Source organism: Exiguobacterium sp. s91 (assembly GCF_018618915.1).
Taxonomy (GTDB): domain Bacteria; phylum Bacillota; class Bacilli; order Exiguobacteriales; family Exiguobacteriaceae; genus Exiguobacterium_A; species Exiguobacterium_A abrahamii.
On record NZ_JACSMZ010000003.1, the window covers coordinates 154,509 to 178,553 of the forward strand.

24 protein-coding genes, 1 pseudogene and 1 riboswitch are annotated in these 24,045 nt (G+C 46.4%); of the genes and pseudogenes, 8 read left to right on the forward strand and 17 right to left on the reverse strand.

The features are described from left to right. Window positions 1–15: 15 nt before the first annotated feature. From KNQ06_RS13945 to KNQ06_RS13960, 4 genes are all read right to left on the reverse strand, one after another. Window positions 16–1,035, reverse strand: a complete 1,020-nt coding sequence (locus KNQ06_RS13945; protein WP_215148591.1) for a WxLIP family cell surface protein — start codon at window positions 1,033–1,035, stop codon at window positions 16–18. A gap of 23 nt (window positions 1,036–1,058) precedes the next feature. Further along, window positions 1,059–1,751, reverse strand: a complete 693-nt coding sequence (locus tag KNQ06_RS13950; protein WP_167507595.1) for a WxL domain-containing protein — start codon at window positions 1,749–1,751, stop codon at window positions 1,059–1,061. A gap of 16 nt (window positions 1,752–1,767) precedes the next feature. Next, window positions 1,768–3,336, reverse strand: coding sequence for a hypothetical protein (locus KNQ06_RS13955; protein ID WP_214806147.1), 1,569 nt, complete (start codon window positions 3,334–3,336; stop codon window positions 1,768–1,770). A gap of 232 nt (window positions 3,337–3,568) precedes the next feature. Then, entirely contained in the window at window positions 3,569–4,438 is an 870-nt protein-coding gene (locus KNQ06_RS13960; RefSeq protein ID WP_149428044.1) for a prohibitin family protein, read from the reverse strand. Window positions 4,439–4,737: 299 nt separating this feature from the next. Between KNQ06_RS13960 and KNQ06_RS13965 the strand changes: the two genes are divergently transcribed. Together KNQ06_RS13965 and KNQ06_RS13970 are read left to right on the forward strand one after the other, a co-directional pair. Beyond that, window positions 4,738–6,360, forward strand: coding sequence for an ABC-F family ATP-binding cassette domain-containing protein (locus tag KNQ06_RS13965; RefSeq protein WP_214772315.1), 1,623 nt, complete (start codon window positions 4,738–4,740; stop codon window positions 6,358–6,360). A gap of 65 nt (window positions 6,361–6,425) precedes the next feature. Beyond that, a complete protein-coding gene (locus KNQ06_RS13970; RefSeq protein WP_214725162.1) occupies window positions 6,426–6,809 on the forward strand; it encodes an NUDIX domain-containing protein in 384 nt (127 codons plus the stop codon). Window positions 6,810–6,996: 187 nt separating this feature from the next. Here the strand turns inward: KNQ06_RS13970 and tnpB are convergent, their stop codons facing one another. The 8 genes and pseudogenes from tnpB to KNQ06_RS14010 all read right to left on the reverse strand — a co-directional run bounded on the left by tnpB (window position 6,997) and on the right by KNQ06_RS14010 (window position 14,345). Further along, window positions 6,997–8,088 carry an IS200/IS605 family element RNA-guided endonuclease TnpB gene (gene tnpB / locus KNQ06_RS13975; RefSeq protein ID WP_133208443.1) on the reverse strand — a complete coding sequence of 364 codons (1,092 nt, stop codon included), beginning with the start codon at window positions 8,086–8,088 and terminating at the stop codon, window positions 6,997–6,999. 16 nt (window positions 8,089–8,104) lie between these two features. Then, a pseudogene (gene tnpA / locus KNQ06_RS13980) lies at window positions 8,105–8,530 on the reverse strand (IS200/IS605 family transposase); the annotation flags it as partial. 135 nt (window positions 8,531–8,665) lie between these two features. Beyond that, window positions 8,666–9,133 (reverse strand): SRPBCC family protein, encoded by a 468-nt coding sequence (locus KNQ06_RS13985; protein ID WP_023469781.1) that lies wholly within the window; start codon window positions 9,131–9,133, stop codon window positions 8,666–8,668. 76 nt (window positions 9,134–9,209) lie between these two features. After that, window positions 9,210–10,157 (reverse strand): ATP-grasp domain-containing protein, encoded by a 948-nt coding sequence (locus KNQ06_RS13990; RefSeq protein WP_050678782.1) that lies wholly within the window; start codon window positions 10,155–10,157, stop codon window positions 9,210–9,212. After that, entirely contained in the window at window positions 10,154–11,212 is a 1,059-nt protein-coding gene (locus tag KNQ06_RS13995; protein ID WP_149428047.1) for an LLM class flavin-dependent oxidoreductase, read from the reverse strand. The genes KNQ06_RS13990 and KNQ06_RS13995 overlap by 4 nt, the downstream gene beginning before the upstream one ends. A 74-nt stretch (window positions 11,213–11,286) precedes the next feature. Continuing rightward, window positions 11,287–11,389, reverse strand: a riboswitch (SAM riboswitch). Window positions 11,390–11,502: 113 nt separating this feature from the next. Continuing rightward, window positions 11,503–12,141 carry a DUF975 family protein gene (locus tag KNQ06_RS14000; RefSeq protein WP_214725166.1) on the reverse strand — a complete coding sequence of 213 codons (639 nt, stop codon included), beginning with the start codon at window positions 12,139–12,141 and terminating at the stop codon, window positions 11,503–11,505. Window positions 12,142–12,204: 63 nt separating this feature from the next. Next, on the reverse strand, window positions 12,205–13,473 hold the full coding sequence (locus tag KNQ06_RS14005; protein WP_214772319.1) for a DUF2325 domain-containing protein: 1,269 nt from the start codon (window positions 13,471–13,473) through the stop codon (window positions 12,205–12,207). 86 nt (window positions 13,474–13,559) lie between these two features. Next, entirely contained in the window at window positions 13,560–14,345 is a 786-nt protein-coding gene (locus tag KNQ06_RS14010) for a DUF817 domain-containing protein (RefSeq protein ID WP_214772321.1), read from the reverse strand. Window positions 14,346–14,497: 152 nt separating this feature from the next. Between KNQ06_RS14010 and KNQ06_RS14015 the strand changes: the two genes are divergently transcribed. The 5 genes from KNQ06_RS14015 (at window position 14,498) to KNQ06_RS14035 (ending at window position 18,491) form a co-directional block, all read left to right on the forward strand. Then, window positions 14,498–15,163, forward strand: a complete 666-nt coding sequence (locus KNQ06_RS14015; protein WP_058265637.1) for a YczE/YyaS/YitT family protein — start codon at window positions 14,498–14,500, stop codon at window positions 15,161–15,163. Between the two features lie 154 nt (window positions 15,164–15,317). Beyond that, the gene (locus KNQ06_RS14020; protein ID WP_023469788.1) at window positions 15,318–15,773 is read left to right on the forward strand and encodes a MarR family winged helix-turn-helix transcriptional regulator; all 456 of its coding nucleotides are present in this window, start codon (window positions 15,318–15,320) and stop codon (window positions 15,771–15,773) included. Between the two features lies 1 nt (window position 15,774). Beyond that, entirely contained in the window at window positions 15,775–16,410 is a 636-nt protein-coding gene (locus KNQ06_RS14025; protein ID WP_050678777.1) for a nitroreductase family protein, read from the forward strand. Between the two features lie 52 nt (window positions 16,411–16,462). Beyond that, window positions 16,463–17,098, forward strand: coding sequence for a nitroreductase family protein (locus tag KNQ06_RS14030; RefSeq protein ID WP_023469790.1), 636 nt, complete (start codon window positions 16,463–16,465; stop codon window positions 17,096–17,098). A 76-nt stretch (window positions 17,099–17,174) separates the two neighbouring features. Continuing rightward, window positions 17,175–18,491 (forward strand): NAD(P)/FAD-dependent oxidoreductase, encoded by a 1,317-nt coding sequence (locus KNQ06_RS14035; protein ID WP_215148594.1) that lies wholly within the window; start codon window positions 17,175–17,177, stop codon window positions 18,489–18,491. Window positions 18,492–18,512: 21 nt separating this feature from the next. On the opposite strand, the gene KNQ06_RS14040 is transcribed toward KNQ06_RS14035, so the two are convergent. From KNQ06_RS14040 to KNQ06_RS14060, 5 genes are all read right to left on the reverse strand, one after another. Then, on the reverse strand, window positions 18,513–19,949 hold the full coding sequence (locus KNQ06_RS14040) for a DEAD/DEAH box helicase (protein ID WP_149428052.1): 1,437 nt from the start codon (window positions 19,947–19,949) through the stop codon (window positions 18,513–18,515). Between the two features lie 63 nt (window positions 19,950–20,012). Further along, window positions 20,013–21,086, reverse strand: a complete 1,074-nt coding sequence (gene rlmN / locus KNQ06_RS14045; protein WP_215148596.1) for a dual-specificity RNA methyltransferase RlmN — start codon at window positions 21,084–21,086, stop codon at window positions 20,013–20,015. A 124-nt stretch (window positions 21,087–21,210) separates the two neighbouring features. Then, on the reverse strand, window positions 21,211–22,017 hold the full coding sequence (locus tag KNQ06_RS14050; protein WP_064300737.1) for an ABC transporter permease subunit: 807 nt from the start codon (window positions 22,015–22,017) through the stop codon (window positions 21,211–21,213). Further along, window positions 22,014–22,895 carry an ABC transporter ATP-binding protein gene (locus KNQ06_RS14055; protein ID WP_149428053.1) on the reverse strand — a complete coding sequence of 294 codons (882 nt, stop codon included), beginning with the start codon at window positions 22,893–22,895 and terminating at the stop codon, window positions 22,014–22,016. Before KNQ06_RS14055 ends, KNQ06_RS14050 begins: the two co-directional genes overlap by 4 nt. Before the next feature lie 11 nt (window positions 22,896–22,906). After that, window positions 22,907–23,566 (reverse strand): class I SAM-dependent methyltransferase, encoded by a 660-nt coding sequence (locus KNQ06_RS14060; protein WP_149428054.1) that lies wholly within the window; start codon window positions 23,564–23,566, stop codon window positions 22,907–22,909. Window positions 23,567–23,655: 89 nt separating this feature from the next. Between KNQ06_RS14060 and KNQ06_RS14065 the strand changes: the two genes are divergently transcribed. Then, window positions 23,656–23,976, forward strand: a complete 321-nt coding sequence (locus KNQ06_RS14065; protein WP_023469797.1) for a heme oxygenase — start codon at window positions 23,656–23,658, stop codon at window positions 23,974–23,976. Window positions 23,977–24,045: the final 69 nt, after the last annotated feature.

Genomic DNA, 24,045 nt, shown 5'->3' on the forward strand with positions numbered 1-24,045 from the left:
AGAATCTGCTTTTTTTCATGTCTGGCGTTGTTGTTTTTTCAAACGATAGATGTAACCAATCAGCAAAAAGATAATCAACGTCGAGGCAATCATGAGTTCCTTCGACCATTCACCGACGAAGGAGTTGGAATTTTCCTCAATCTCTCGCTCAGGCATCTGTTCTTTCATCTGGTCTACTTGGCGCTTCGTGATTTTAAAGCTGTCTTTCCACTTCCACGTCTTTTCTTTTCCTTCAACACGGATATTAATTTGATACGTACCTGGTTCTAAGATTCCTGTCGTTTCAATCGGTGTTCTCATATAAATCGACGGAGCAAATCGAACTTCCGTCGCTTTCCGAACGACGACTTTTTTGCCTTGCGTGACGACGGCTTCGAACTTCATAGGCTGACTGATCGTCGGTACCTGATTGGCTAGCTTAACAAAGACAGTCGGTCTAGAAAAAGACGACTTTGCCTCTACCCCTTCGTACGTAATCTCGGGCGCCAGGTCTTTAATCGAAGATCGGACTTTCAAACCGATGATGTAAGAGTGACGATTTTGAATACCGATTGTATTTTTTTCAGCTGTTTCTTTTTCTGGTTTCTTCTCGACCCGAACACCAGCTAACAAGGTACCGTCTAAATCGTTCACGATCTCAAGTGGTAAAGAAACGACTTTTGATTCGCCTCCCTTGATGAACGTCGATGTCGCGTTCGGTTGAATGAGATCCGTCAACGAAGTCGGAGCTAACGGGACCGGTTTCTTTTGATCGTAAACGATCAAACCATTATCGTTCGTCGTTGCATTCCGGATTGATGTCAAAAACGTATGATCATCAGGTCCGTGATTGAAAATCCGAACTTGAATGTTTGTCTTTTGTTTTGCCGTCATACGTAAGTCAAAGTACGAGACACCAGAATCCACTTGGTAGGCATTCGGAACGGCTTCAATCGAAAAATTGACGCGATCTTCTGCAAAACTAGTCGAAGGTATGACGCAGAATAACAATACATAAAGTAGTATAGCAAGACAACTGGCTCCCCATCGTTTCATCTTTGTCTTCACCTGCTTTCCAATCAATTCACGACATCCGTAAGCGTCCAGTCGAGTGTTGCGGTGTGTGTGCCTTGCACTTGAGAATTGATTGGTACATTGAGTTTGATGTAATCGTTATCGGTTCCATTACCCTTCCAGTAAATTTGCCAAGTTGAGAACGTTCCTTCTGGGGATGTTAATATCGTTTGCGCATCTCCTGCATTTCCTGGTGTCAATGTTATATCTCCTGTCGTAGGTGCCGCGAATCCTGATACATTCACTAATGTTTGAACAGTACCGGCATCAATGGATAACGTCGAACCTATTAACGAGGGCTTTCCACCTTCATCTATAAAGTCTCCCAACTTCACAGTTACTTCCCATTCTGTCCGATTAACCCGTCGATCCGTTACTTGGAGAAATGGTTTTTGATCAGTCGCCTTAAACTCAGCTTTATTGGAAAGCAATTCGTTTGATCCAAAATCAAAGTTAGGCGCATAGTCGAGTGTCAATGCTCCTGTATTTCCTGTAGGTGTATTTCCGCCGTTTTTGTCTGGTTCATATGGATTGTTCGGGTCCCGATCATCTGGATCCACGATGACCGGTGCTTCATTCGTCGTGAACGTAATTTTTGCCGTCGACTCGCCCGTAGAAGTCGCCGCCCATGCAGTGGTTGTTCCTAAAACCAAAGCTGTGCTCATCAATACCGTCGAAACAGCGAAACGTTTCTTCATTTCTGTTCTCTCCTTTTCATGGTGCATTGATTAAACTCCATTGAATGTCTGCGCTATACGATGAAGGTTTTGGATATTTGCCAGTTAAGTCGAGAATGATCCCTTCGTTTTCTGCGTAGGTTAACGGTGTCTGATTCGAGCTTGCCGACATCGTCCCTGTTGCGATTTCAATAGCAGTCGTTTGTAACAATTGGGTTTTCGAAGTGGTCTTAAAATAAAGAACATCGCTCAACACGTCATTGTCTGTACTCGTCAAAGGACGACTGAGACTTGCTTGTAACTTCCAGCTGTAACCTGTTGCATTTTCGTGCGAAATAGAAATCGTCATTGGGGACAAGCGAGGGATTATTTTCTCACGTCCTGTCAACTCATGACTTCCGAAATCTAGCGTATCCGGAACACTTAAGTTGAATGTAGGTCCGATTCCAAGTGTTGCTGTAGCCGTACCACTACTTAAAACATTCAAATCAACTAACCCATCTGCTAAAACACTCCGGAATGTATAGACTTTATCGACTCCGACTGGTAATTTTCCGACTTTGAAAGATAAGGTGAATCGATCGCTACTTAGAAGAGATAGCTTTAATAAAGAGCTAACATCAGCATAAATTTGGTTATTCGTTCGATCGATTATTGCTGTCGCATCTCTCGTTTGCGATCCAATCCCAAGTAATCCATTATAGCGATATTGAAGTTTGACGGAACTCGTTTCAATACTTTGCATCACTTCTGGTGGTAATCGAAAAATAATATATCCACTTGATAAATTTAAGCCCAACAATCCAGAAACAGTATTTTCTAATGTGATCGTTTTAGTCGTTCCATTATAAGAAGCATCTAAGCTTGATGTTCCGAGCAGTGCTACTCCAGCAAGCATCGGTACAACCGCTTGTTGCTTCTCTTGTCTTGGTTTAGGTGACGTTAGGACAGGAGTTTCGATTTCGTTCGGTGATTCTGCTTTACCAGAATCAGGTTGGTCGGGAATTTTGTTTTCCTCTTCATCAGTAGGTGCTGTCTCAGGTGTCAGTGGATCGTCATTCTCGGTTGGAGATGTCTCTGGTGTTGATGGGTCTTCACTTTCAGTTGGGGGTATCTCTGGTGTTGATGGATCTTCATTCTCAGTTGGAGGTATCTCGGGTGTTGGTGGATCTTCGCTCTCGGCTGGTACTGTCTCAGATGTTGGTGGGTCTTCGTTCTCAGTTGGAGGTGTCTCAGGTGTGGATGGGTCTTCGTTCTCAGTTGGAGGTGTCTCAGGTGTGGATGGGTCTTCGTTCTCAGTTGGAGGTGTCTCAGGTGTGGATGGGTCTTTACTCTCGGTTGGGGGTGTCTCGGGTGTTGGTGGGTCTTCACTCTCGGTTGATGGTGTCTTCTCTACTTCTACGAGTTCTTCGCATTGTTCAATTTCCTCTTTTTCCAACAAGTCCTTTTTCTTTGGATCATTCAACGTCTCTTCACAAAACGATGACGTCAAAGGGTCTGGAATCTCGAATTCCTCAGTCGTCGCATGACTGTGCGGAATCGGAAAGCTTGTTGCCAGTAAGATCATTAAGATGATAAAAAGATTTGGTGATCGATTTCGATACAATAAAATTCCTCCTTCAATTGGAACAATTCATTGACCTAGTTGATCTAAATGACTTTTCTTTACATCTTTTTCCTTCTAAATAAGTTAATTAAACCATTAATTTGGGATTTAAAAGATATAAAATATATCATTATTTATTGGTATATTAAAATTTAATGCCATAAGAGCATTAGTACAGTCATTTTATTATGATGAAATAAAAAAATGTGCTTGTCTCCAAGCACATCGAGATTTAATTCTTTTCTTCTGTCGTATCGTTTGGAATCGGTAATTGAACCATACTACCCGACCCACTGACGAGTGGTGACTTTCCGTCCCATTTCTTGACAGCTTCGTATTGAATCATCTCTTCTGTCAATGTCTTCTGTAGTTCTTTTTGAGCTTTTGCTAAACCTTGGGCTTCGATCAAACGCGCATCTGCTGCTCCTTTCGCTTCTACGCGAAGACGCTCTGCTTCTGCTTTAGCGATTTCAAGATCCGTTTTCTTTTTATCAAGTTCCTGCGACGCTTTGACACGCGCATCGATTGCTTCCTGTGTCTTTTCATCTGGTTTCGGCGCACCGAGTGCGACATCTTCGATGATGAAACCGATATCCTTGACGTCTTCTGCAAACTGCGTCTGAATGCTCGTCGAGACATTCCCTGATTTTTCACCGAACAGTTCAAGGACGGTAACTTTCGAGATTTGCTCACGCGATGCATCATAGAGACGTTGTTTCAGATATCCTTTTGCGATCTCATCGATTTCAATCGGTCCGAACTTATTGAAGACTTTCGTCACCTTATCCGGTGAGACGGAGAAGCTGTATGTAAAGTCGACGACGATGTTCTTTCCATCCTTGGTCGCAAGCGTCATGTTTTCAAGCGCTTTTGTCTGTGTCCGAATCGGATACTCTGTCACCCGTGTAATCGGTGAAACGACATGCCAACCTTGCGATAACGTCTCATCTTTGACACCGCTTGATGGTGTATAGACGACACCAACTTGTCCAGGTTCGATTTGTTCAACGATGAACGGTGTTGTTGCAAGCAACGCTAGTACGAGCACACCAGCGATGATCATCGATGGGCGAATTTTTTTCTTCGGTTTGATTTCTCTCATTCTGAATCTCCTTTATCGATCTTTTCTTGGATATAACGGTAGAGTTCCATGCCAAGCAAAACGATGAGGGCGAAAAACAATAATGTGAAAAAGATGGCCATCTAACCCCTCCTCTAACGAATTCCTTACTTTCTTCTACGTATCTATCTGGAAAATGTTTCATTTTTTTAAATGTCTGGTTGCTTATTTTTAATTTCTGTCCTAATATGGAGGGAACTTTGCCTGCTCTACGACAGATCACGATTTGTGGTACACTCGAATGAGCACATCACTTACTAGAAACGAGGGTTCATCTCTATATGATTACAGTACAAAACATCGGTCTTCGCTTTGCAGACCGAAAATTATTCGAAGACGTCAACATCAAGTTCACACCAGGTAACTGTTACGGTCTGATTGGTGCAAACGGTGCCGGTAAATCGACATTCCTGAAAATTCTCGCTGGTGACATCGAAGCACAACAAGGCGATGTCATCATCACACCAGGCGAACGTTTAGGCGTTCTCCGTCAGAACCATTACGAATACGAAGAATTCCAAGTCATCGAAACGGTCATGATGGGACACAAACGTCTCTATGAAGTCATGAAAGAAAAAGATGCGATCTATATGAAAGAAGATTTCTCGGACGAAGACGGCATGCGCGCTGCTGAACTCGAAGGTGAATTCGCTGAGATGAACGGTTGGGAAGCAGAGTCGGAAGCCGCAATGCTTCTTCAAGGACTCGGCATCAAGGAAGACCTTCACTCGAAAACGATGGCTGAGCTGACAGGATCGGAAAAGGTCAAAGTCTTGCTTGCACAAGCGTTGTTCGGCAAACCAGACATTCTCTTACTCGATGAGCCGACGAACGGACTTGATTTGAAAGCCGTCAAATGGCTCGAAGAATTCTTGATCGGATTCGAGAACACGGTCATCGTCATTTCCCACGACCGTCACTTCTTGAACAACGTCTGTACGCACATGGCGGATCTCGATTACGGTAAGATTCAATTGTATATCGGAAACTATGATTTCTGGTACGAGTCAAGTCAGCTTGCTTCGCGCATGGCAAGTGACCAAAACAAGAAAAAAGAAGAGAAAATCAAAGAACTTCAAGCCTTCATCGCGCGTTTCAGCTCAAACGCTTCAAAAGCGAAACAAGCGACGTCGCGGAAGAAATTGCTTGATAAAATCACACTCGACGACATTCGTCCATCGTCACGCCGTTATCCGTTCGTCGGTTTCACACCGGAACGCGAAATCGGAAATGACCTCTTGATGGTTGACGGTATCTCGAAGACGATTGATGGTGTCAAAGTCCTTGATAACGTCCGCTTCTCGTTGAACAAGACGGATAAAGTCGCGTTCATCAGTCAGAGCGATATCGCGATCACGACTCTCTTCAAGATCCTTATGGGTGAGATGGAACCGGATAGCGGTACGTTCAAATGGGGCGTCACGACTTCACAGTCGTACTTGCCAAAAGATAACTCGGAATTCTTCGAAGGCTCGGACAAGACGATCCTCGATTGGCTCCGTCAGTACTCACCGGCAGATGAGAGTGATACGTTCCTCCGTGGATTCCTCGGTCGGATGCTCTTCTCAGGAGAAGAAGTTATGAAAAAAGCCTCTGTCTTATCTGGGGGCGAAAAAGTCCGTTGTATGCTTTCAAAAGCAATGCTCAGCGGTGCTAACGTTCTCGTCCTCGACGATCCAACGAACCACTTGGATCTCGAATCGATCACAGCACTCAACGATGGCTTGATCGCTTACAAAGGTGCGATGCTCTTCAGCTCGCATGACCATCAGTTCGTCGAAACGATTGCGAACCGTATCATCGAGTTGACGCCAAACGGTATCGTCGATAAAGAAACGACATACGATGAGTACTTGAACAATGATACGATCCAACAGCAATTAACAGCGTTATACGCACAATGATGTCAAAAGAGACCGGAACTGTCGTTTCGGTCTCTTTTTTGAACACTTTGAAGGAGGAATGCGATATGCGTCATCGCGTATGTGCCGCGCTGATTGAAGAGCAACAGATCTTAATGGTTGAATTACACACGCCTTCCCGGACATTTTGGACGTTACCGGGCGGAGGTGTCGAGCGTGGTGAAACAAAAGAACAAGCCGTCGTGCGCGAAGTATTAGAGGAGACGCATCTTCACATCACAATCGAACGACAACTCTACGAGATTTCAATCGATCAGGGAATCGAGACATGTTTTCTCGTTCAACGCACCTCAGGTAGTTCTTCTGCACCTCGACTCGGGATTGATCCCGAACTTCCGCTTAATAAACAGGAATTACGAACCGTCCGTTTCCGACCACTAAAGGACCTTCAAGATGATTCACAGATTACTCGTTTGCTGAACTTACTGTAAAGGAAAGATTAACTAACTGAGATATAACTAACCAGGTTTCTTTACACTCCCTACATAATCGACTGAGTGAACTACTCACCACTTGTTTGCTTCGCAAATTGAAGTAGGAGCCTCTTGGGAAGACCGTACTTTTACAAGCTACGATTATTGACCAAGCTCATCGGGTGGTCCCCACCCTGAAGAATTTTCAGTATGCTAACATCAACAAGTTGATGCTCGCGTTGATGTCTCGATCATGAAGAGCACCACAAATACAGCTCCACTCGCGCACATCCATGGCTTTCTTCTCGCTTTTTATTCCGCAAGAAGAACAAATCTGTGTAGAGGCATACCATTGATCCGCTTTGATAAGTGTTCGCCCGTAGAATTTGCATTTGTATGCTAGCTGACGAACAAACTCATACCAACTGACATCCCCGATCGATTTGGCGATCTTATGGTTTTTCATCATGTTCTTCGACTTAAGTGTCTCAACGACTATGACTTGGTTATCGTCAACGATTCGTTTCGACAGCTTATGAAGAAAATCTTGACGTTGATTCGCAATCTTTTCATGCTTCTTGGAAAGGATCATCCTCGCCTTCTCTCGGTTCTTACTCCCAATTTTCTTGCGTGACAAGCCACGTTGCGCCTTCTTTATCTTATCTTCAGACTTTCGAAGAAAGCGCGGATTGGCAACTTTCTCAGAAAAATGTTTATCGTTTGTCAGGATGGCGAAGTGCTCCAAACCAAGATCAATCCCTACTTTATGTTTGGCGGGAATCCATTGCTCTTCGGCTTGATCGACGAGGATCGAGATGAAGAATTTTCGGGTCCTCGTCATCGAGATCGTCGCGGACTTGATCACACCTGTAAACGGACGATGTTGTTTCAACTTCACAAAACCAATCTTAGGAAGCTTCACCTGACATGCCTCGATTCGGATGCTTCCCTTCAGATTGTTCGTCGTGTAAGAGGCGCGGTCGTTGTGCTTCGATTTGAACTTGGGGAACCCAACAGACTTATCCCGAAAAAAGTTCTGGTATGCCTTATTCAAGTCCATCTGAGCGTTCGCTAGGGAAAGACTATCGACTTCTTTTAGGAAAGGGAATTCAGGTTTGTACTTTGCTGGGGTTGGGAGCTTCTGCTTCACGTCAGGGTCGAGCTTAGACTCTTTATACAATCGGATACGCTCTTCGAGCATCTTATTGTAAACGAAACGGACACAACCGAACGTCTTCACGAAATACTCTTGTTGGAACTTCGTCGGATAAAGTCGAAACTTGTACGCCTTCAGCAAGGAAATCACTCCTCTCCTTTTTTTCGATGTAGTGTCTGATGACATCGATCGTCGCATTTCCGGTCCTCACTAGACAATAACTTCGGGACCAAAACATTTCTTTTCAAAGTTGTGTTTTGACATGTGGAAAATCGTGGTTGATCAATCGACTGCTGGTACTCTTATAAGCGTTCAGAAACTTGGACATTTCCGCGTTTGGGTGCGCTTTAAACAACACATCGATATAATCGTTGTCATGGTTCCACTCGATCAGTGTAATACGATATGACGTGCCTATTCGTTCGAACATCTGTCTCGCAAACGTCGAGATGGCGTCATCAATCACTTGTCTCCTGTATTTCACTACGAGGATAAGATCGTAATTCAGAAGAAAGACTGAATGCTTATCTGTGTTAAATTTTGTTTGTGTATCAATTCCTTTTATTGGTTGCACTGATTTCATCAAATGATTATAGTCTTATCGAAACGGGTGATTCATCTCCTACCTACGCTACACTTAGAGGTGGGAGTATTCTCGCCTGATTTTGATAAATCGTATACGAAGCGACAGGATACAAAAACGCGGGAATCCGTTTTTTCATGCGTTATTCTTCTTTTGTTTCGCCGCTTCTTCTTCGACACGTTGCAACAGCCCATGAACGATTTTCTCATTCTCTCGCTCTCCTCCAAGCGACAACAGACTCTTTCCAACAAAGTTCGCTCCCTCATTTTTTCCCGTATAGATCAACAGACAACGGTCATGGTCGATCGGTTTAAGTGTAAACGTCATCTCGATCTTGAATATTTTAGCCAATGTGAATCCAATCGTATTTTGTTTGAAGTCAGGCTCGTTCGTATAGGCTAAATCGGTCACGATATAGGTTTCAAGTCGATTACCCTGCATGTATGTTTGACGATACGTCGAACCGACGACACCCGGTTTTCGTTCAATCACCTCGTGCTGGACGACGTTTGGAATCAAACGCTGCAATCGCGTGTGATCAAACAAGTGCCATGCTTCCTCAATCGGAATATCGAGCTGTCGTTCTTCTCTCCACGTAATCATAGATCCGCCCCCTTTTCTATACAAATACCCTGTCATCCGGTCTTGTAACGTCCGGTGACAGGGCGAGAGCAGATTCTTATTTTACTGTGCTTGTTTCAAGGGCTGCACCGAGGAACTTCGCTAGTTCGAGCATACCGTAGCGTCCTGCAGCTGCCTCGGCATCCGAATTATAGTTCGTATTCGTATTGACGTCATACGTATAGATCGTACCTGACGCATCCTTAATGAACTCGATGCCTGCGACCGCGATTTGGTTCGCTTGGAGGAATGCTTCATACTTTTGGATGATCGGGTCATCGAAGCCTTCAACGATTTGGAACTTCATCGGTGTTTGCGGTGCTTCTTCACCGACTGGGCAGAACAAGTCGTCGATCACGCATGCATCCGCTGGGCAAAGCTCGAACCCTTCTGATGTATCGACTCGAACCGCGTAGACGAACTTTCCACCTACGAACTCACAACGTGTGATGTACGGTTCTGGTGCTTGAATATACTCTTGAATCAACGTGATGCCATCGACTGGTTCGTCGAATGTCGGACCGTCGAGATAAGCTTCAAGTGCTTCAATCGAGTGGAACAGCTGGACGCCGAGACCTTTTCCGGCACGGTTGTGTTTCGTGATGAATGACGAAACACCGATTTCTTTTGCTGCTTGTACGATTTGATCACGTCCGACGGCAGCCGTCGTCTTCGGTACACGAATCCCAGCCTTCCGCAACGCCGTATATTGATTGACTTTGCTGACTTCAAGACGGAGCGCACGCGTTCCGTTAAAGACGGTCCGGTCATGCTCTTCTAACCAAGCGAGGACCCCTTCCGTCAACTCCGGCGCGTAACGATGTCCCCGCGTATGCGAAGAAGCACTCATCCGGCTGTAAAAGACGCCTTCTGGCGGCAGTTCATCCAGCGGAACGATTCCTTCATTCAAGTGCCACTGTTCATACGGTAATTCGAGTTCTTCGAGACGTTTGATGAGATGGTCCGTCCATTCTTGGTTTTCGTGGAGAATATGAATTTTTGTCATGATTGTTGACCTACCTTTCGTTTCGCTTCGACCAGTGGCATTACGTCACGAGCAAAGCGTTCCATTTCTTCAAGTTGTGGTGAGAATTGTAACAAAAGTAACGTGACACCGACGGCTTCGAACGCTAGAATCCGTTCAGCGATTTGTTCTGGTGTCCCGATTAAATTCGGACGTAGACCACGGTTCGAGACAGAATAATCGTTCCGCTCGACCTGTTGCTCCAGTTGCGATTTACTAATGAAATCCTGATAACCGGCATAACCGGCGCTGTCTTCCTTGACGTCCGTGATCCGTTGCCATTCAAGAAGTGCTTCTTCTTCCGTATCCCGACAAATGATGTAGGCAGCAAGACCGAAGCTTTCGAGCGGCTTTTGTCCCGTCGCTTCCCGGCGTACTTTCATGTCGTCGATTTTATGGGCTACTTCTTCAACAGTGCCCCCGTGCATGACATAAGCGTCACAGTGTTCGACGATCGTTCGCTTTCCAGCTTCACTCTCTCCACCAGCGTAGAGCTTGATGCCTGGACGCTGGACTGGCTTCGGATGGAGTTCTGCTTGCTCGATCGTGTAGTGATGACCGGAGAAGCTATACGGTGACGCATCTGCCCACAGTCCCTTCATGACCGTGACGAACTCTTCCGTCCGAGCATAGCGTTCATCGTGCGCTGTGAAGATACCGTTGTATTGTTTCGCTTCCTCTGCCCACCACGCTGAAACGACGTTGAGCGTAAAGCGTCCACCACTCAACTGATCGATGTTTGCCGCCATCTTCGCCGTCGTCGCTGGATTATGGAACCCGGGACGAACCGCTGTCATGATCTCAAGGCGTTCTGTCGTTGCAGCAATCGCTGCTGCCGTCGTCCATGCCTCAAGACTCGGTTCCTTAATGCCTTTGATATCATTCAAGTTCAATTCCGCAATCAACGTCGTCGAGAACCCGATTCGTTCTGCTGTTTGTGCGACTTGTTTCGCATAATCGAAGGTCGGTGGCATCTGTTCATCCTCGACGTTACGTAACCATCCCCCAAAAATCGGTAACCAAAAACCATACTCCACTCCATCGTCCCCCTTATCATAAAAAAACGCTCTTTTCGAAGTTCGAAAAGAGCGACGGTATCTTGTCCTGTCCGCTCTTATCTTCGGAAGGTATCCCTTCCTGGAAGTAGCACCTTCCGCCGTAGCGGGGTTGCTGAAGTGTCTTCGGGCCAGTCCCTCGACTTCTCTAGATAAGATGTGTTGCATTCATCGTACAAAATTCACTGAACTAAAGCAACCATTAAACCGTCTTTTCCAATCGGAATTATTTCACGCATAAAAAAATCCCGACGTCGTGTCGGGATTCGGTATTAATATGGTGCGACGAAATCTGATGTTGGCTCTGGCGCTTGTTCACCACGCACACGATCATAGAATTTTGCCATTGTGACGCTGAAGTATGGTCCAACCCATAAGACAGCAAGACCAAGTGTAACGATCACGAGTAATGCCCAACCAATGAATGATAGGAAGAGTAAGAATGCTTCCATTTTATGACCATCCATGAGTTGACGTGAACGTGTGATGGCCTCGAAGATACCGACCGATGGTTCATCTCGAAGGATGTAGAACGTCAACAGGTAAGAGAACGACTTGATGATCCCTGGAATGATCAAGAGTAATGTCCATAAGAATAAGAAGACCGCTTGCACAATCGAGACGCCGATGACTTTGCCGAAGATTTTATACGGCTCGAACAAATCAGCTACTTTGACTTCTTCATTGCGTGCGAACGACATCGCGACCCACGTCCAACCCGCTGCGATTGGGATCAATAAAATCGAAAGAATGATACTGACCGCACTCATCGCATTTAGATCTTCGTTAGGATCTGGTCCGATGAACGTCGGAACGCTCTGGATGATAGAAAACAGTACGAACATGAGGATGGCAAATCCCCAACGACCGCTGAGCGACTCCTTCGCTGCTTTTTTTAATTGAGATGACATGAGTAAGGTCCTCCTTGAAAAATAAGTTCTCACCTTACTTTACGGTCGAATTCTTCTAATGTTTCACTCTTTTTTCAATAATTTCCCGTCTCGTTGCTGGTTGAGCCAAGCACGCTCAAGTTGTCGTTCACACGCCGTGTATAACGATCGTCGACCGTCGAGCCGTTCCATCGCGAATGGAATACCATGCTTTTTCGCCTGCGCGATGACATGTGCACTCGCTGCATGAGAAACGCGACTCGTCACGACGACGATCGCGTCCGTCTTTTTGGCGAGACAGGCAATCTTTTTCGCGGACTGTGCGTCCCCTGCAAGATGAATCAATTCGATTCCCGTCGGCGCAAAGAACTCGCGATAGACAGCGGTCTGTTGTTCATTTCCGACGATGACGAGACGCATTCCTGTGAAGCGCGTGAAATCAAGTGGTGTCTTATCAACGAAATCCATCAATTGTCCAGGTACGGCTGTCGTCACGATCGGTTCAATCGTTCGCTCTTTTGGTATACGGACGCGACGCTGTGCTTTTTTAGCTTTCGGAACCGGTTGTCGTTTCATTTTTCGTGCATACCGATTTGACTTTTTCGTTGTCACAGACGTCTTCACTACCGGTTGCTCTACCTCTGATGGGCGGTTAGATGATGCGTTGACGATCGGCTCTTTATACGTGAATGGATGCTTCCAAGCAATCGTCAGTGTATCCTTCCGTTCCCGCCACATGACGAGATCGACGAGTTGACCTGCTTCTAGTCGGAAATAGCGCATGTCTTCTACCGGAACGACATAATAGAACGATCTGCCCGACTCATCTTGCAGTGGACCATTCACCGTTTCCTCAATGATTCCATGCGCCTTGACGATTGCTTGTTCAAACACGACACGTTCTGGATTCTCTCTCATTCGCTCCGTCGAGACGACGGCTTCGATACGGCATATCGTTTTTTGATCATCCTGACGATCGACACGGACACGGACTTCCATGCCGTGCTCGAGATTCCAATCGCGGACGTCTCGTTCAGAAATATGACTGCCCGACCATTCTAGTAAAGTACCACCTTTTAACCCCCGCTGAAACGTATAGGCATAACGTTGCTTGCGTACTGGCTCGATCGGTACTTGCGGTGGCATGACGATAGTCTGTTTCTCTAACTCCATCACTTCATCGATGACCGGTGTTTCTTGAACGTCGCGCGGTGCATAATACGCTGACATTTTGACCCATTCATCGATTCCGTTCACTTCGTCGAGCCAGAGTTGCCAATCTTCATACTGCTCCACGACCGCTAATTTCATCTGTACCAATTCAGTTGCTCGTTCCAACACCTGTTGCATCATCCGTAACCACTTCCTTTGCGTTTTTTTCACTATAGCAACGAAAAAACGCGGAAGTAGTCCAAAAAAATAACCAGGTTATTTTTTATTTAGGTACGTTGCTGAATTTCCACAGCCGGATCCTGACGCTTGTATTTCGCAACGATGACGATCAAAACCGTGATGATCACAAGCAGGAACCAAGAAGACAATTTTCCAAGATCAACGACTACCCAGCCTCCTTCCTGATGCGGATAGACCCAGCCTTTAAAGAACGTTACGATGTTCTCCGCGATCCAAATGAAAAAGGCAATCAGTAAAAAGGATAGAACGAGCGGCATCCGGTAGATCGTCTGCTCGATCGTAAAATGAACCCATGACTTATAGAAAACGAGGACGACGAGGACCATCAATAGCCAGCGTGCATCGAAGATCCAGTGGTGGGTGAAGAAGTTGAGATAGACGAGACTGCCGACGCTGATCGCAAGCCAGGGGGGTGGAAATGCTATGAATCGTAAATGAAATCGCCGAAACGCCTGGCAGACATAACTCGCGACGCTTGCGTACATGAATCCTGCATACAAGGGAACACCAGCCACTTTCGTCAAAGCGTCTTCCGGATAACTCCAAGACCCGACGTTCACCTTGAACAGTTCAAGTGCTAGACCGATGACGTGAAACAATAAGATCAGTTTGAATTCCTCCATCGTTTCATACCGCGTGACGAGTAAGACGATTTGGACGAGAATACACCAGAGCAACAGGAGATCGTATCGTGCGATCGGTTCAGTAGGAAGATAACGTGAAAGAGCAAGCGCCGCGAAAATCATTACGGGAAAGACACAACAGATGGCTTCTATATATGTAAAACGAATCAGGTGCCGGATCGCTTTCATTTGGTCATCTCCTTTTTCTTCAGTATACGTTTCTCTTTTGACCTTCCCCTCCTTCTTAAGATGGAAAAAACGGAAAATTTCGTCTTTCTTCTTCCACTTTCCTCATGATACAGTTAACGAATCAATTATTTTTAAGAAATGAGGTGCCAGACATGACGCGTCATCGCGCTTCCTGGTTGTTACGCGCTACGTTAAAGTGGGGACTCTTCCTGCTCGGTTTATTTTTACTCGCTCTTGGCTCATCAATGATGATCACGGCTGAACTCGGTGTCTCGACGTGGGATGTATTGCATCTTGGTCTCCAAAAAAAGACGCCACTATCCGTCGGAACGATCATCTTGCTTGTCGGTCTATTACTCGTGTTTGTTAAATACGCGTTAGACCGCGTCACACCGCAAATCGGAACGCTCGTCAACGCGATTTTCGTCGGTGTCTTCATGAATCTTGTTCTTGGTTCTCATCTCTTACCTTCATTTGAGTCGATCTGGTTGAATACACTCTGGCTGATTTTCGGCATCTTCATCATTGGGATGGGCGCTGGTCTGTATGTCGCTGTCGGATACGGGGCCGGTCCACGCGATGGGTTGACATTGACACTTGCAGAGCGTTTTGGAACGTCGATTCGTCTGATGCGGACGATCATGGAAGTTACGGCATGCGGCATTGGCTGGTTGCTTGGGGGACCTGTTTTCTTCGGTACGATCCTCTCGATTTTCCTGATCGGACCGTTCCTGCAATTTTGGTTGTTCTATTTCCGACGGATCATTGCAGCGATTGATGCAAAAGGACTTCCGGCGTCTGAACGCCAAATTAGCTAAGTCGCCTGACTCGATATCATTCTGCGTGAATGATATCTTTTTTTATGTCAGAAGCAGATAAGTTGCGCCATCAAAATAAACACGTTATATTCGTTTACATATCAATCTTTGATACGTCAAAGGTTTCTTCGAACGAAGGGAAGGATGTGATGGATTGAGTATTTCCTGCACCGAAAAAGGACGTTTGATCTATGCACTCGTCTCCGTCAATAAGACGATTGCTCAAAAATTCGATCTCTGTACGGATGGTTTCAGTCAGACGCGAATGGACCTACTTGCTCAACTACAAGTCGATCAAACGATCAGTCAAAAAGAATTGCAAAAACGCGTCAATGTCGATCATGCAGCAGTGACCCGTCATCTCAAACATCTGGAATCGACCGGGATGATTGCTCGCGAACGGTCAGCCGCTGACAATCGGGTGATTCTTGTTTCCTTAACGGAACAAGGGGCGACGCGCATTGCACGATTACGCGAACAAAAAGATGAGTTCCTCGAGAACTTACTCGAAGGATTCTCCGCTGAAGAACAACGGACGCTAGCTGAGATGATTCAACGCATCGAAGCGAACGCCGACACATTACCTAAATTAAAAGAGGAGTCGATTTAATATGGCAACGCAAACAACAACAGACTTCATGGAAATCGTCAAAGGACGTCGCTCGATCCGTAACTACGATACAGACGTGAAGATCTCAAAAGAAGAAATGACACAAATTCTTGAAGAAGCAACACTCGCACCTTCTTCTGTCAACATGCAACCATGGCGTTTCCTCGTCATCGATAGCGAAGAAGGCAAAGCGACACTCGCACCACTCGCGAAATTCAACCAAGTCCAAGTCGAGACATCTTCTGCTGTCATCGCGGTCTTCGGTGACATGAACGCTGTTGATCAACTCGAGAACATCTACGATACAGCTGTCGCAAAAGGGCTTATGCCACAAGAAGTACGCGATCGCCAAGTACCAGCGATTCAAGGTATGTACAGCAGTGTATCGGCGAACGATTTGAAAGACAGCATCTTGATCGACTCGGGTCTCGTCTCGATGCAATTGATGCTCGTCGCTCGTGCACACGGATATGATACAAACCCAATTGGTGGTTACGAGAAAGATCAAATCGCGGAAGCATTCGGTCTTGAAAAAGAGCGTTATGTACCGGTCATGTTGCTATCGATTGGTAAAGCGGTTGACGCAGGATACCCATCGGTTCGCCTACCAATCAACGACATCGCAGACTGGAAATAAGTTTTTTACACTATAAAAAAGAAAAAACACACACAAGGGAGATTGAATAATTATGACTACTCAAACAACAACGGACTTCATGGAAATCGTCAAAGGACGTCGCTCAATCCGCAACTACGACACGAACGTAAAAATTTCAAAAGAAGAAATGACACAAATCCTTGAAGAAGCAACACTTGCACCTTCTTCAGTTAACATGCAACCATGGCGTTTCCTCGTTATCGATAGCGAAGAAGGCAAAGCAACACTTGCACCACTCGCGAAATTCAACCAAGTTCAAGTCGAGACATCTTCTGCTGTCATCGCCGTCTTCGGTGACATGAACGCAGTCGACAGTATCGAGACAATCTATGATATGGCTGTGGAAAAAGGGCTTATGCCGCAAGAAGTACGTGATCGCCAAGTACCAGCTATCAAAGGTTTCTACCGTCCAGAAGACGTTGAAACATTACGTGATAGCATCTTGATCGACTCAGGTCTCGTTTCGATGCAATTGATGCTCGTTGCTCGTGCACACGGTTACGATACAAACCCAATCGGTGGTTACGAAAAAGACCAAATCGCAGAAGCATTCGGTCTTGAAAAAGAACGTTATCTTCCAGTCATGCTGCTTTCAATCGGTAAAGCAGTCGACGCAGGATACCCATCAGTTCGTCTACCAATCGCTGACATCGCAGAGTGGAAATAAGCGATCTCACCTAGTCCGGATTCCTTTCACAGGAATCCGGCTTTTTTGTATACTCAAAGAAAAGGAGGCGTCTGTGATGTATGATGTGACGATTATCGGAGCCGGTGTGGCAGGAATTTTCCTCGCCCATCAGCTCGTTGAAGATGGACAACGCGTCCTACTACTCGATGCCGGAAAACCGATTCGCGAACGAACAGCAGAAGATGCGTATCTTGGATTCGCAGGGCTTGGCAAATCAGAAGGAAAGTTCAATTATGCGACGGGATTCGGCGGGGAACTCGTCTCAAAAATCGGTGAAGAGACGACACGACGACTGTTCCAAGAAGTCGATGATCTCTTATGTACATATGGTGGAGGTACAGTTGAGACCTATTCCACGCATTCCCCTATTGTAGCGTCTCGCGCCCGCCGCGCCGGTCTACATTCGGTCGAGACGACCGTCCGTCATTTAGGCACAGTACGGACCGCTGCCGTCTTCACGGCGTTTGAGGACGCCTTATTACCACGTCTCGATGCCCGGTTCGAAACGACAATCGAGCAAATCACGAAATCGGAGCAGTTTACGATCAAAACAGCGGACGAGACCTTCGTCAGTCAACGGATCGTTTTCGCAACAGGTCGTTCAGGTGCAGACTTTACATTGCACCAGTTAGCGACGCTTGGCGTCGCCCCACAGCGGACCCGACTTGATCTCGGGGTGCGAATTGAGACGGATGAGGGACTATTTCGGACATTGTTACAGGAGACGTTCGAGACGAAGCTCGGTTACGACTCGCCTTACGGTCAAGTCGTCACCTATTGCATGAATCCGCGCGGACGGATCATCCGCAAATATCAAGAAGGACTCGTCATGCCGGACGGCCAAAACGTCCACGAGACAGCAGACGGCTCGACAAATCTGAACTTCACGCTATTTCTCCCGCGGTATTTTTCAACACTAGCGAAAGCGAATGCGTATGCCGCACGCATCATTGGCGGAATCAACCAAGGTGGTGATCGCATTCTCGTTCAGCGACTCAGTGATTTCCGAGCATCGCGAGCGACGGCACACGATCAATTGAGTCGTAACACCATTGTCCCTTCCCTAACCGCGTCTCCCGGTAATTTGCATGCAGAAATGCCTGCAGAAGACCTGCTCGTCTTAGAAGGGTTTTTAGAACGCCTTGAGCAACTCCTTGAAGTGGAACTTCCGGGAGATACGTTGCTTTATGGACTAGATGGCAAGTTTTACGCACCGATGCTTGAGACATCAGAGACGTTTGAGACGACATGTCCTGGTGTCTATGCGATCGGTGATTGTTCCGGTGCTACACACTCGCTTGCCCAAGCAGCCGTAAGCGGACTACATCTTGGACATGCCTTGACGCAAAACAGCCGGTCCCTCTTCGCTTAAGCGGAGAATGACCGGCTTGTCTTATTTCTTGAATGCTTCGTACACTTTCAATTGTTTCCCTTTGACCTTCGTCGTCTTCATCGCCCGGAGGACAAGCGGACCTTTTCCGTTGAGGATATCGACATACGTCAACGTATCCTGAATCGAGATGATGCCGATGTCGTCTGCTGTGACGCCTTCAATCTTCGCAATCGTTCCAACGAAGTCGACGGCACGGAGTTTCTTCTTCTTCCCACCGTTGAAGAACAACTTCATGATGTCCGCATCAAGCTGTTCCGTTTTCGAAGAACGTGTATCTTCCGTCGCCATTTTCTCTTCGAACGCATCCGCTGTCCGCATCAAGTCCTTTTCTGTCGGTGCTTGGCGACGTGTCAGCTTCCCGTGATACTGCTCGATTTCCTTCAGGCGACGTTCGTCTGCTGGTGTGACGAGACTGATTGCTTGTCCTGCTGCTCCTGCACGACCCGTTCGACCGGTCCGGTGAACATAGCTTTCTCGTTCGACAGGGAGATCATACTGGATGACATGCGTGATGTTCTCGATATCGATGCCGCGTGCCGCGACATCTGTTGCAACGAGAATCCGGAACTTCCCGGCACGGAAGGCTTTCATCGCATCGAGTCGATCGTCTTGTTCCATCCCACCATGGATCGCTTCAACCGGATAGTCATGTGCGCGTAGACCGTTCGCGACGAAATCAACGTGTTCTTTCGTCCGACAGAAGATCATGCAGCGATCCGGGTTTTCAGCGACCAGGACATCTTTCAAAATCGCGAACTTCGTCTTGTCCGTCACCGGAATATAACTATGCGTAATCGTTGAGACGACGGTTTCACCCACTTCGATCCGTTTTGGTGCCTCCATGTAACGGTCACTCAACTGTTCGATGTCTTCTGGGAAGGTAGCAGAGAACAATAGTGTCATCCGCTCCTTCGGTAACTCAGACAAGATGGCATCGACTTGATCGAGGAAGCCCATGTTCAGCATTTCGTCCGCTTCATCTAAAACGACGTAACGGACTTTCTCAAGCGATAACGTGCCCCGCTCGATATGATCGCGTACGCGTCCCGGTGTTCCGACGACGACGTGTGTCTTTTGCTTGAGCTCCGTGACTTGCCCACGGAACGGTTGCTTGCCGAAGACAGCTGTCGCTTTGATCCGCTTATAGCGTCCGATGTTCATGATATCTTCTTTGACCTGCAAGGCCAGCTCACGTGTTGGCGTCAAGACTAAGACTTGTGGTTTGTTTTCTTCCCACTCGACGAGTTCACACAGTGGGATCGCAAACGATGCCGTCTTTCCGCTCCCCGTCCGTGATTTGACGATGACATCTTTTCCAGATAGTACGACCGGAATGACGGATTGCTGGACTTCGGTTGGTGTCGTGTAGCCGAGTTGCTCGATTGAGTCGAGAATCGGTGCGCTTAAGTTAAAATCATTAAATCGTGTACGTGTCATAGAATGTCCTCATTTCTTATCGTAAAAAAAGCTTCCCACCGAAACGATGAGAAGCCCAACGAATTATTTGGATGCTACTTTATCTTTTTTGATTTGCTTACTACGTAATTGACCACATGCCGCATCGATGTCTGTTCCGTGCTCGATACGAACACCACAGTTCAAGCCGTTCTTTTTCAACGTATCGTAGAACGTCGTGATATCTTCAGACGTACTGCGCTGATATTGACCGTGCTCATCGACTGGGTTGTACGGAATCAAGTTGACATACGTCAGGTGACGTTTGTCTTCGAACAGTTTTGCGAGTTCGACTGCGTGTTCTTTTTGGTCGTTGACGCCACGAAGCAAGATGTACTCGATCGTGATTTTACGATTCGTCGTTTGAACGTAATAATCGATCGCTGGCATCAATTTCTCAAGCGGGATCGCCCGGTTGATTTTCATGATTTGCGTACGCAATTCATTGTTTGGTGCGTGAAGCGAGATGGCTAAGTTGACTTGGAGTTTCAAGTCAGCGAACTTGTAGATCTTGTCTGCCAAACCACTTGTTGAAACTGTGATGTGACGTGCACCGATCGCAAGACCATTGTGGTCCTTGATGACGTTCAAGAAGTCAACCATGTTGTCGAAGTTATCGAACGGTTCACCGATACCCATGACGACGACGTGGCTGACACGTTCTTCGTTACCGACTGCATCGAGGTGATGTTGAACGTTCATGATCTGCTCAACGATTTCGCCTGCTGACAAGTCGCGGCTCTTCTTGATCAGACCACTTGCACAGAAGCTACAGCCGATGTTACAGCCGACCTGTGTCGTAACACAGACAGAAAGACCGTATTTATGACGCATCAAAACCGTTTCAATCAAGTTGCCATCATATAATTTGAAAAGGAACTTGATTGTTCCGTCTGCTGATTCTTGCTTGACCGCTTCTGTCATCGAGTCAATCGTAAAACTCTGATCTAACAACTCAAGGCAATCCTTGTTGACATTCGTCATTTCCGCGAAAGTCGTGACACGTTTACGGTAGAGCCAATCCCATACTTGTTTGGCACGGAATGGTTTGTGCCCTTGATTCGATAACCATTCTGTCATCTGCTCAAGCGTTAATCCATAAATGGATGGTTTATTCATTTCGAAAGACCTCATTTCTTTTTCCAGAACTACAACATTCCTTTATCTTAGTAAAAATCAGCGCGTGACGCAACGTTCAAATCCTAAATGTTCACTTTCTGTAAAGTTTTTGCGCCACTTTCGATCAAATCGACAGACTCCGACGTCCGAATTGAACGACTGCTCCGGTCAAGAACACGAGACAGAGGACGAGTAAAAGAATGGAATGAAGAAGAAAATGATCCGTTCCTTCTAGTAATTGCGTCGTATTGAATAAGGAGAAGACAGATAGATAACGAAGCCACTCCGTCTTGTCACTTAGTTCCGACAGAATCGTCAAGACGATCGATAGGACAAGCACACTACCAGCAAGCGAAAAAGCACGACGTTCTTCGTCAAATAACGTCGCAACGAATAACGTAAAGGCACCGATCGCGAAGAGTAACAATAGCGCATTGAGTTGAATCCGCCATAAGATGACGTCATTGATCGAAATATCTGTCATCCACCAGTCGGATACCATCAAGACGAGTCCATTCAGTCCTACGAGAACCATACTTGCGATACCCATGACGATCGCGACAGCAAACGTATACGCATTCCGTGTAATCGGGGCTGCAAGATAGACGATCAGCTCTCCGTTGTCGATCGGTCGCGCAACGAGGCGCGCTGCTAATGAGAGCAGGAATAGACTCGCAATGACTTGAAAAATCAGTCCATAATAGTTCCCCCCCAGCAGATCCAGTACATTCTCGAACCCTGTCACCTTATCGTATTGAAATGCTTTTAAGACTTCCGGAGGTAACGCTTCTAGCTTTGCTTCTAGTAAACCTGTCTTCATCATCGATGGATAAAGCAACGCAAGCATCAATAAGTAGAGACTCGTTCCAATCGCATAAGCAAGCACGGGCTTTCTAACCTGCTTGAATAAAGAGCGGATCAGCAATATCACGACGATTCCTCCTCTCCATAATAATGCAAGAAGACCTGTTCTAAATCATCTGCTGACGGACGAATCAGCCGCACATCATATTGGGTTAAATAAGCAATCGCCTGATTTAAGCTCAGCGTCTCGTCCGTTTGAAAACTGACTTCCAGCCGCTTCGGTTCAACACCGACTTGCATCGCGAACTGTGCTGCCTCCACCTCAGTTCGGAAGACGATCGTGTACGTCTTTCGACTCGATCGAACCAACTCATGAATATCCGATTCGACGATGATGCGCCCTGCTTTGATTAAAGCCGCTCGATCGCACGATTTTTCCATCTCCGGAAAGTGATGCGAACTCATCAGAATCGCTTTTCCAGCATGCTTCTCCTGTTCAATCCACTCTAAAAAACGCTCTTGCATCAAAGGATCGAGTCCACTGGTCGGCTCATCAAGTAGATAGACGGGTGCATCCTTCATGAAGCAACCGACAAGTGCCAGTTTTTGCTTCATCCCTTTTGACATCTTGCGGATTTTCGTCTTCGTCTCAAAGGGAAATCGTTTCAACAACAGTTGTCGCCGTGCCGGGTCACTACCATGCAGTCGTTGCATCAAATCGAGCATGTCTGCTCCTGTCATGTCTCCAGGTAAACTAATCTCCCCCGGCAAGTAACCGACCAACTGCTTCACTTCTTTACTTTGCTTCCAGCAATCAAAACCACCGATCGTCGCCTTTCCACCATCCGCAGCCAATAGTCCCATTAAATGTCGAAGTGTCGTTGATTTTCCAGATCCGTTTGGTCCGATGAAACCGAATATCGTACCCGGATCAACTGTAAAACTGACATCGAATATTCCACGCCCCGGTGCAAACTCTTTCGTGACATGCTCCAAACGGATCATCGTCCGACCTCCTATCTTTTATTTCTTTCCTCACTGTATTCATACCCGTTTTGAAGCAGTTTGTTCGGATCAAAGCGATAGATGACGAACCGCTCGTCATGATTTTTTTCATAGAGGTCTCGTAATCGAATCTCATCGATTTGCTCGAATACGGTATGGCGCTCCAAGTACTCCCGGTATTCATCGGTCGGGTAATACAAGATGAGATCAACTGAACGCGGGGAACGTTCGACCGAACTTAAAATGTGATCGATCACTTTCATGAAAATTTGTGAAGAGAATGGATTAAAGAAATAAAACTTATTCGCCTCATCCGGAATGGTATACTGCTCGGCATACGTCTGTTCGAATCGCAAACTTCCGGAACGCCGCTTCCGTCGACTTTGGTAGTTCGCCATATTCCGGAGTGCGTCCTCGTAAAATTGTCCGTTCATCTCGATTCCGATGACGGAACAATCGAATCGGTCGTGTAAGTAAAAGTTCAAACGCCCTTTCCCACACCCGAAATCAATGACAGTATCCTGTTTTTGAAACAAATACGTTTCGCATAATTCGTCTAGTGCCGCATAAGGCGTTGGTTCATATCGATTGTAGTGACTAAACACACCATAAAGATGTTGCATCTCAATGGTCTCGATTCGTAATCGTTGATCGTATTCCTGTTCATTCATTGTCGTTTGTTCCTTCTTTCCGGCATTCTTGCCTTCATCGTACTATACTGAAGAAGTACGTTACTCGTTTTTTGAAAGGGGATTTTATGATGATCGTCGTTACGAACCGGATTAAAGTCAAAAAAGGGATGGCTGCAGCTCTCGCTCCTCGTTTTACGCGTCCAAGTGGACTTGATACGATGGACGGATTCATCCGCGTCGAGGTCTTATTGACGCAAAACATCGAAGAACACGATGAAATGAACGTCAACATGTACTGGGAAGATATGAAGAGTTTTCAAGCGTGGCGGGAAAGTGACGATTTCAAAGCGTCACATAGTCGACCTGCGAGTAGTGAGGCAGGAGAATCGCCAATGCTCGGCAGCGAGATTCTGACTTATGAAGTCGCTTCGGTCAAAGAACGCGCATGATGCACGAAAAGGACTCGTATCGAGTCCTTTTTTATATACCTATATACAAATAGTGAAAGGGTCGAATTG

Coding starts and splice junctions, on each gene's coding strand:
- KNQ06_RS13945 (WP_215148591.1), bottom strand. CDS start 1,035: ATGAAACGATGGGGAGCCAGTTGTCTTGCTATACTACTTTATGTATTG.
- KNQ06_RS13950 (WP_167507595.1), bottom strand. CDS start 1,751: ATGAAGAAACGTTTCGCTGTTTCGACGGTATTGATGAGCACAGCTTTG.
- KNQ06_RS13960 (WP_149428044.1), bottom strand. CDS start 4,438: ATGAGAGAAATCAAACCGAAGAAAAAAATTCGCCCATCGATGATCATC.
- KNQ06_RS13965 (WP_214772315.1), top strand. CDS start 4,738: ATGATTACAGTACAAAACATCGGTCTTCGCTTTGCAGACCGAAAATTA.
- KNQ06_RS13970 (WP_214725162.1), top strand. CDS start 6,426: ATGCGTCATCGCGTATGTGCCGCGCTGATTGAAGAGCAACAGATCTTA.
- KNQ06_RS13985 (WP_023469781.1), bottom strand. CDS start 9,133: ATGATTACGTGGAGAGAAGAACGACAGCTCGATATTCCGATTGAGGAA.
- KNQ06_RS13990 (WP_050678782.1), bottom strand. CDS start 10,157: ATGACAAAAATTCATATTCTCCACGAAAACCAAGAATGGACGGACCAT.
- KNQ06_RS14000 (WP_214725166.1), bottom strand. CDS start 12,141: ATGTCATCTCAATTAAAAAAAGCAGCGAAGGAGTCGCTCAGCGGTCGT.
- KNQ06_RS14005 (WP_214772319.1), bottom strand. CDS start 13,473: ATGATGCAACAGGTGTTGGAACGAGCAACTGAATTGGTACAGATGAAA.
- KNQ06_RS14010 (WP_214772321.1), bottom strand. CDS start 14,345: ATGAAAGCGATCCGGCACCTGATTCGTTTTACATATATAGAAGCCATC.
- KNQ06_RS14015 (WP_058265637.1), top strand. CDS start 14,498: ATGACGCGTCATCGCGCTTCCTGGTTGTTACGCGCTACGTTAAAGTGG.
- KNQ06_RS14025 (WP_050678777.1), top strand. CDS start 15,775: ATGGCAACGCAAACAACAACAGACTTCATGGAAATCGTCAAAGGACGT.
- KNQ06_RS14030 (WP_023469790.1), top strand. CDS start 16,463: ATGACTACTCAAACAACAACGGACTTCATGGAAATCGTCAAAGGACGT.
- KNQ06_RS14035 (WP_215148594.1), top strand. CDS start 17,175: ATGTATGATGTGACGATTATCGGAGCCGGTGTGGCAGGAATTTTCCTC.
- KNQ06_RS14040 (WP_149428052.1), bottom strand. CDS start 19,949: ATGACACGTACACGATTTAATGATTTTAACTTAAGCGCACCGATTCTC.
- rlmN (WP_215148596.1), bottom strand. CDS start 21,086: ATGAATAAACCATCCATTTATGGATTAACGCTTGAGCAGATGACAGAA.
- KNQ06_RS14055 (WP_149428053.1), bottom strand. CDS start 22,895: ATGATCCGTTTGGAGCATGTCACGAAAGAGTTTGCACCGGGGCGTGGA.
- KNQ06_RS14060 (WP_149428054.1), bottom strand. CDS start 23,566: ATGAATGAACAGGAATACGATCAACGATTACGAATCGAGACCATTGAG.
- KNQ06_RS14065 (WP_023469797.1), top strand. CDS start 23,656: ATGATCGTCGTTACGAACCGGATTAAAGTCAAAAAAGGGATGGCTGCA.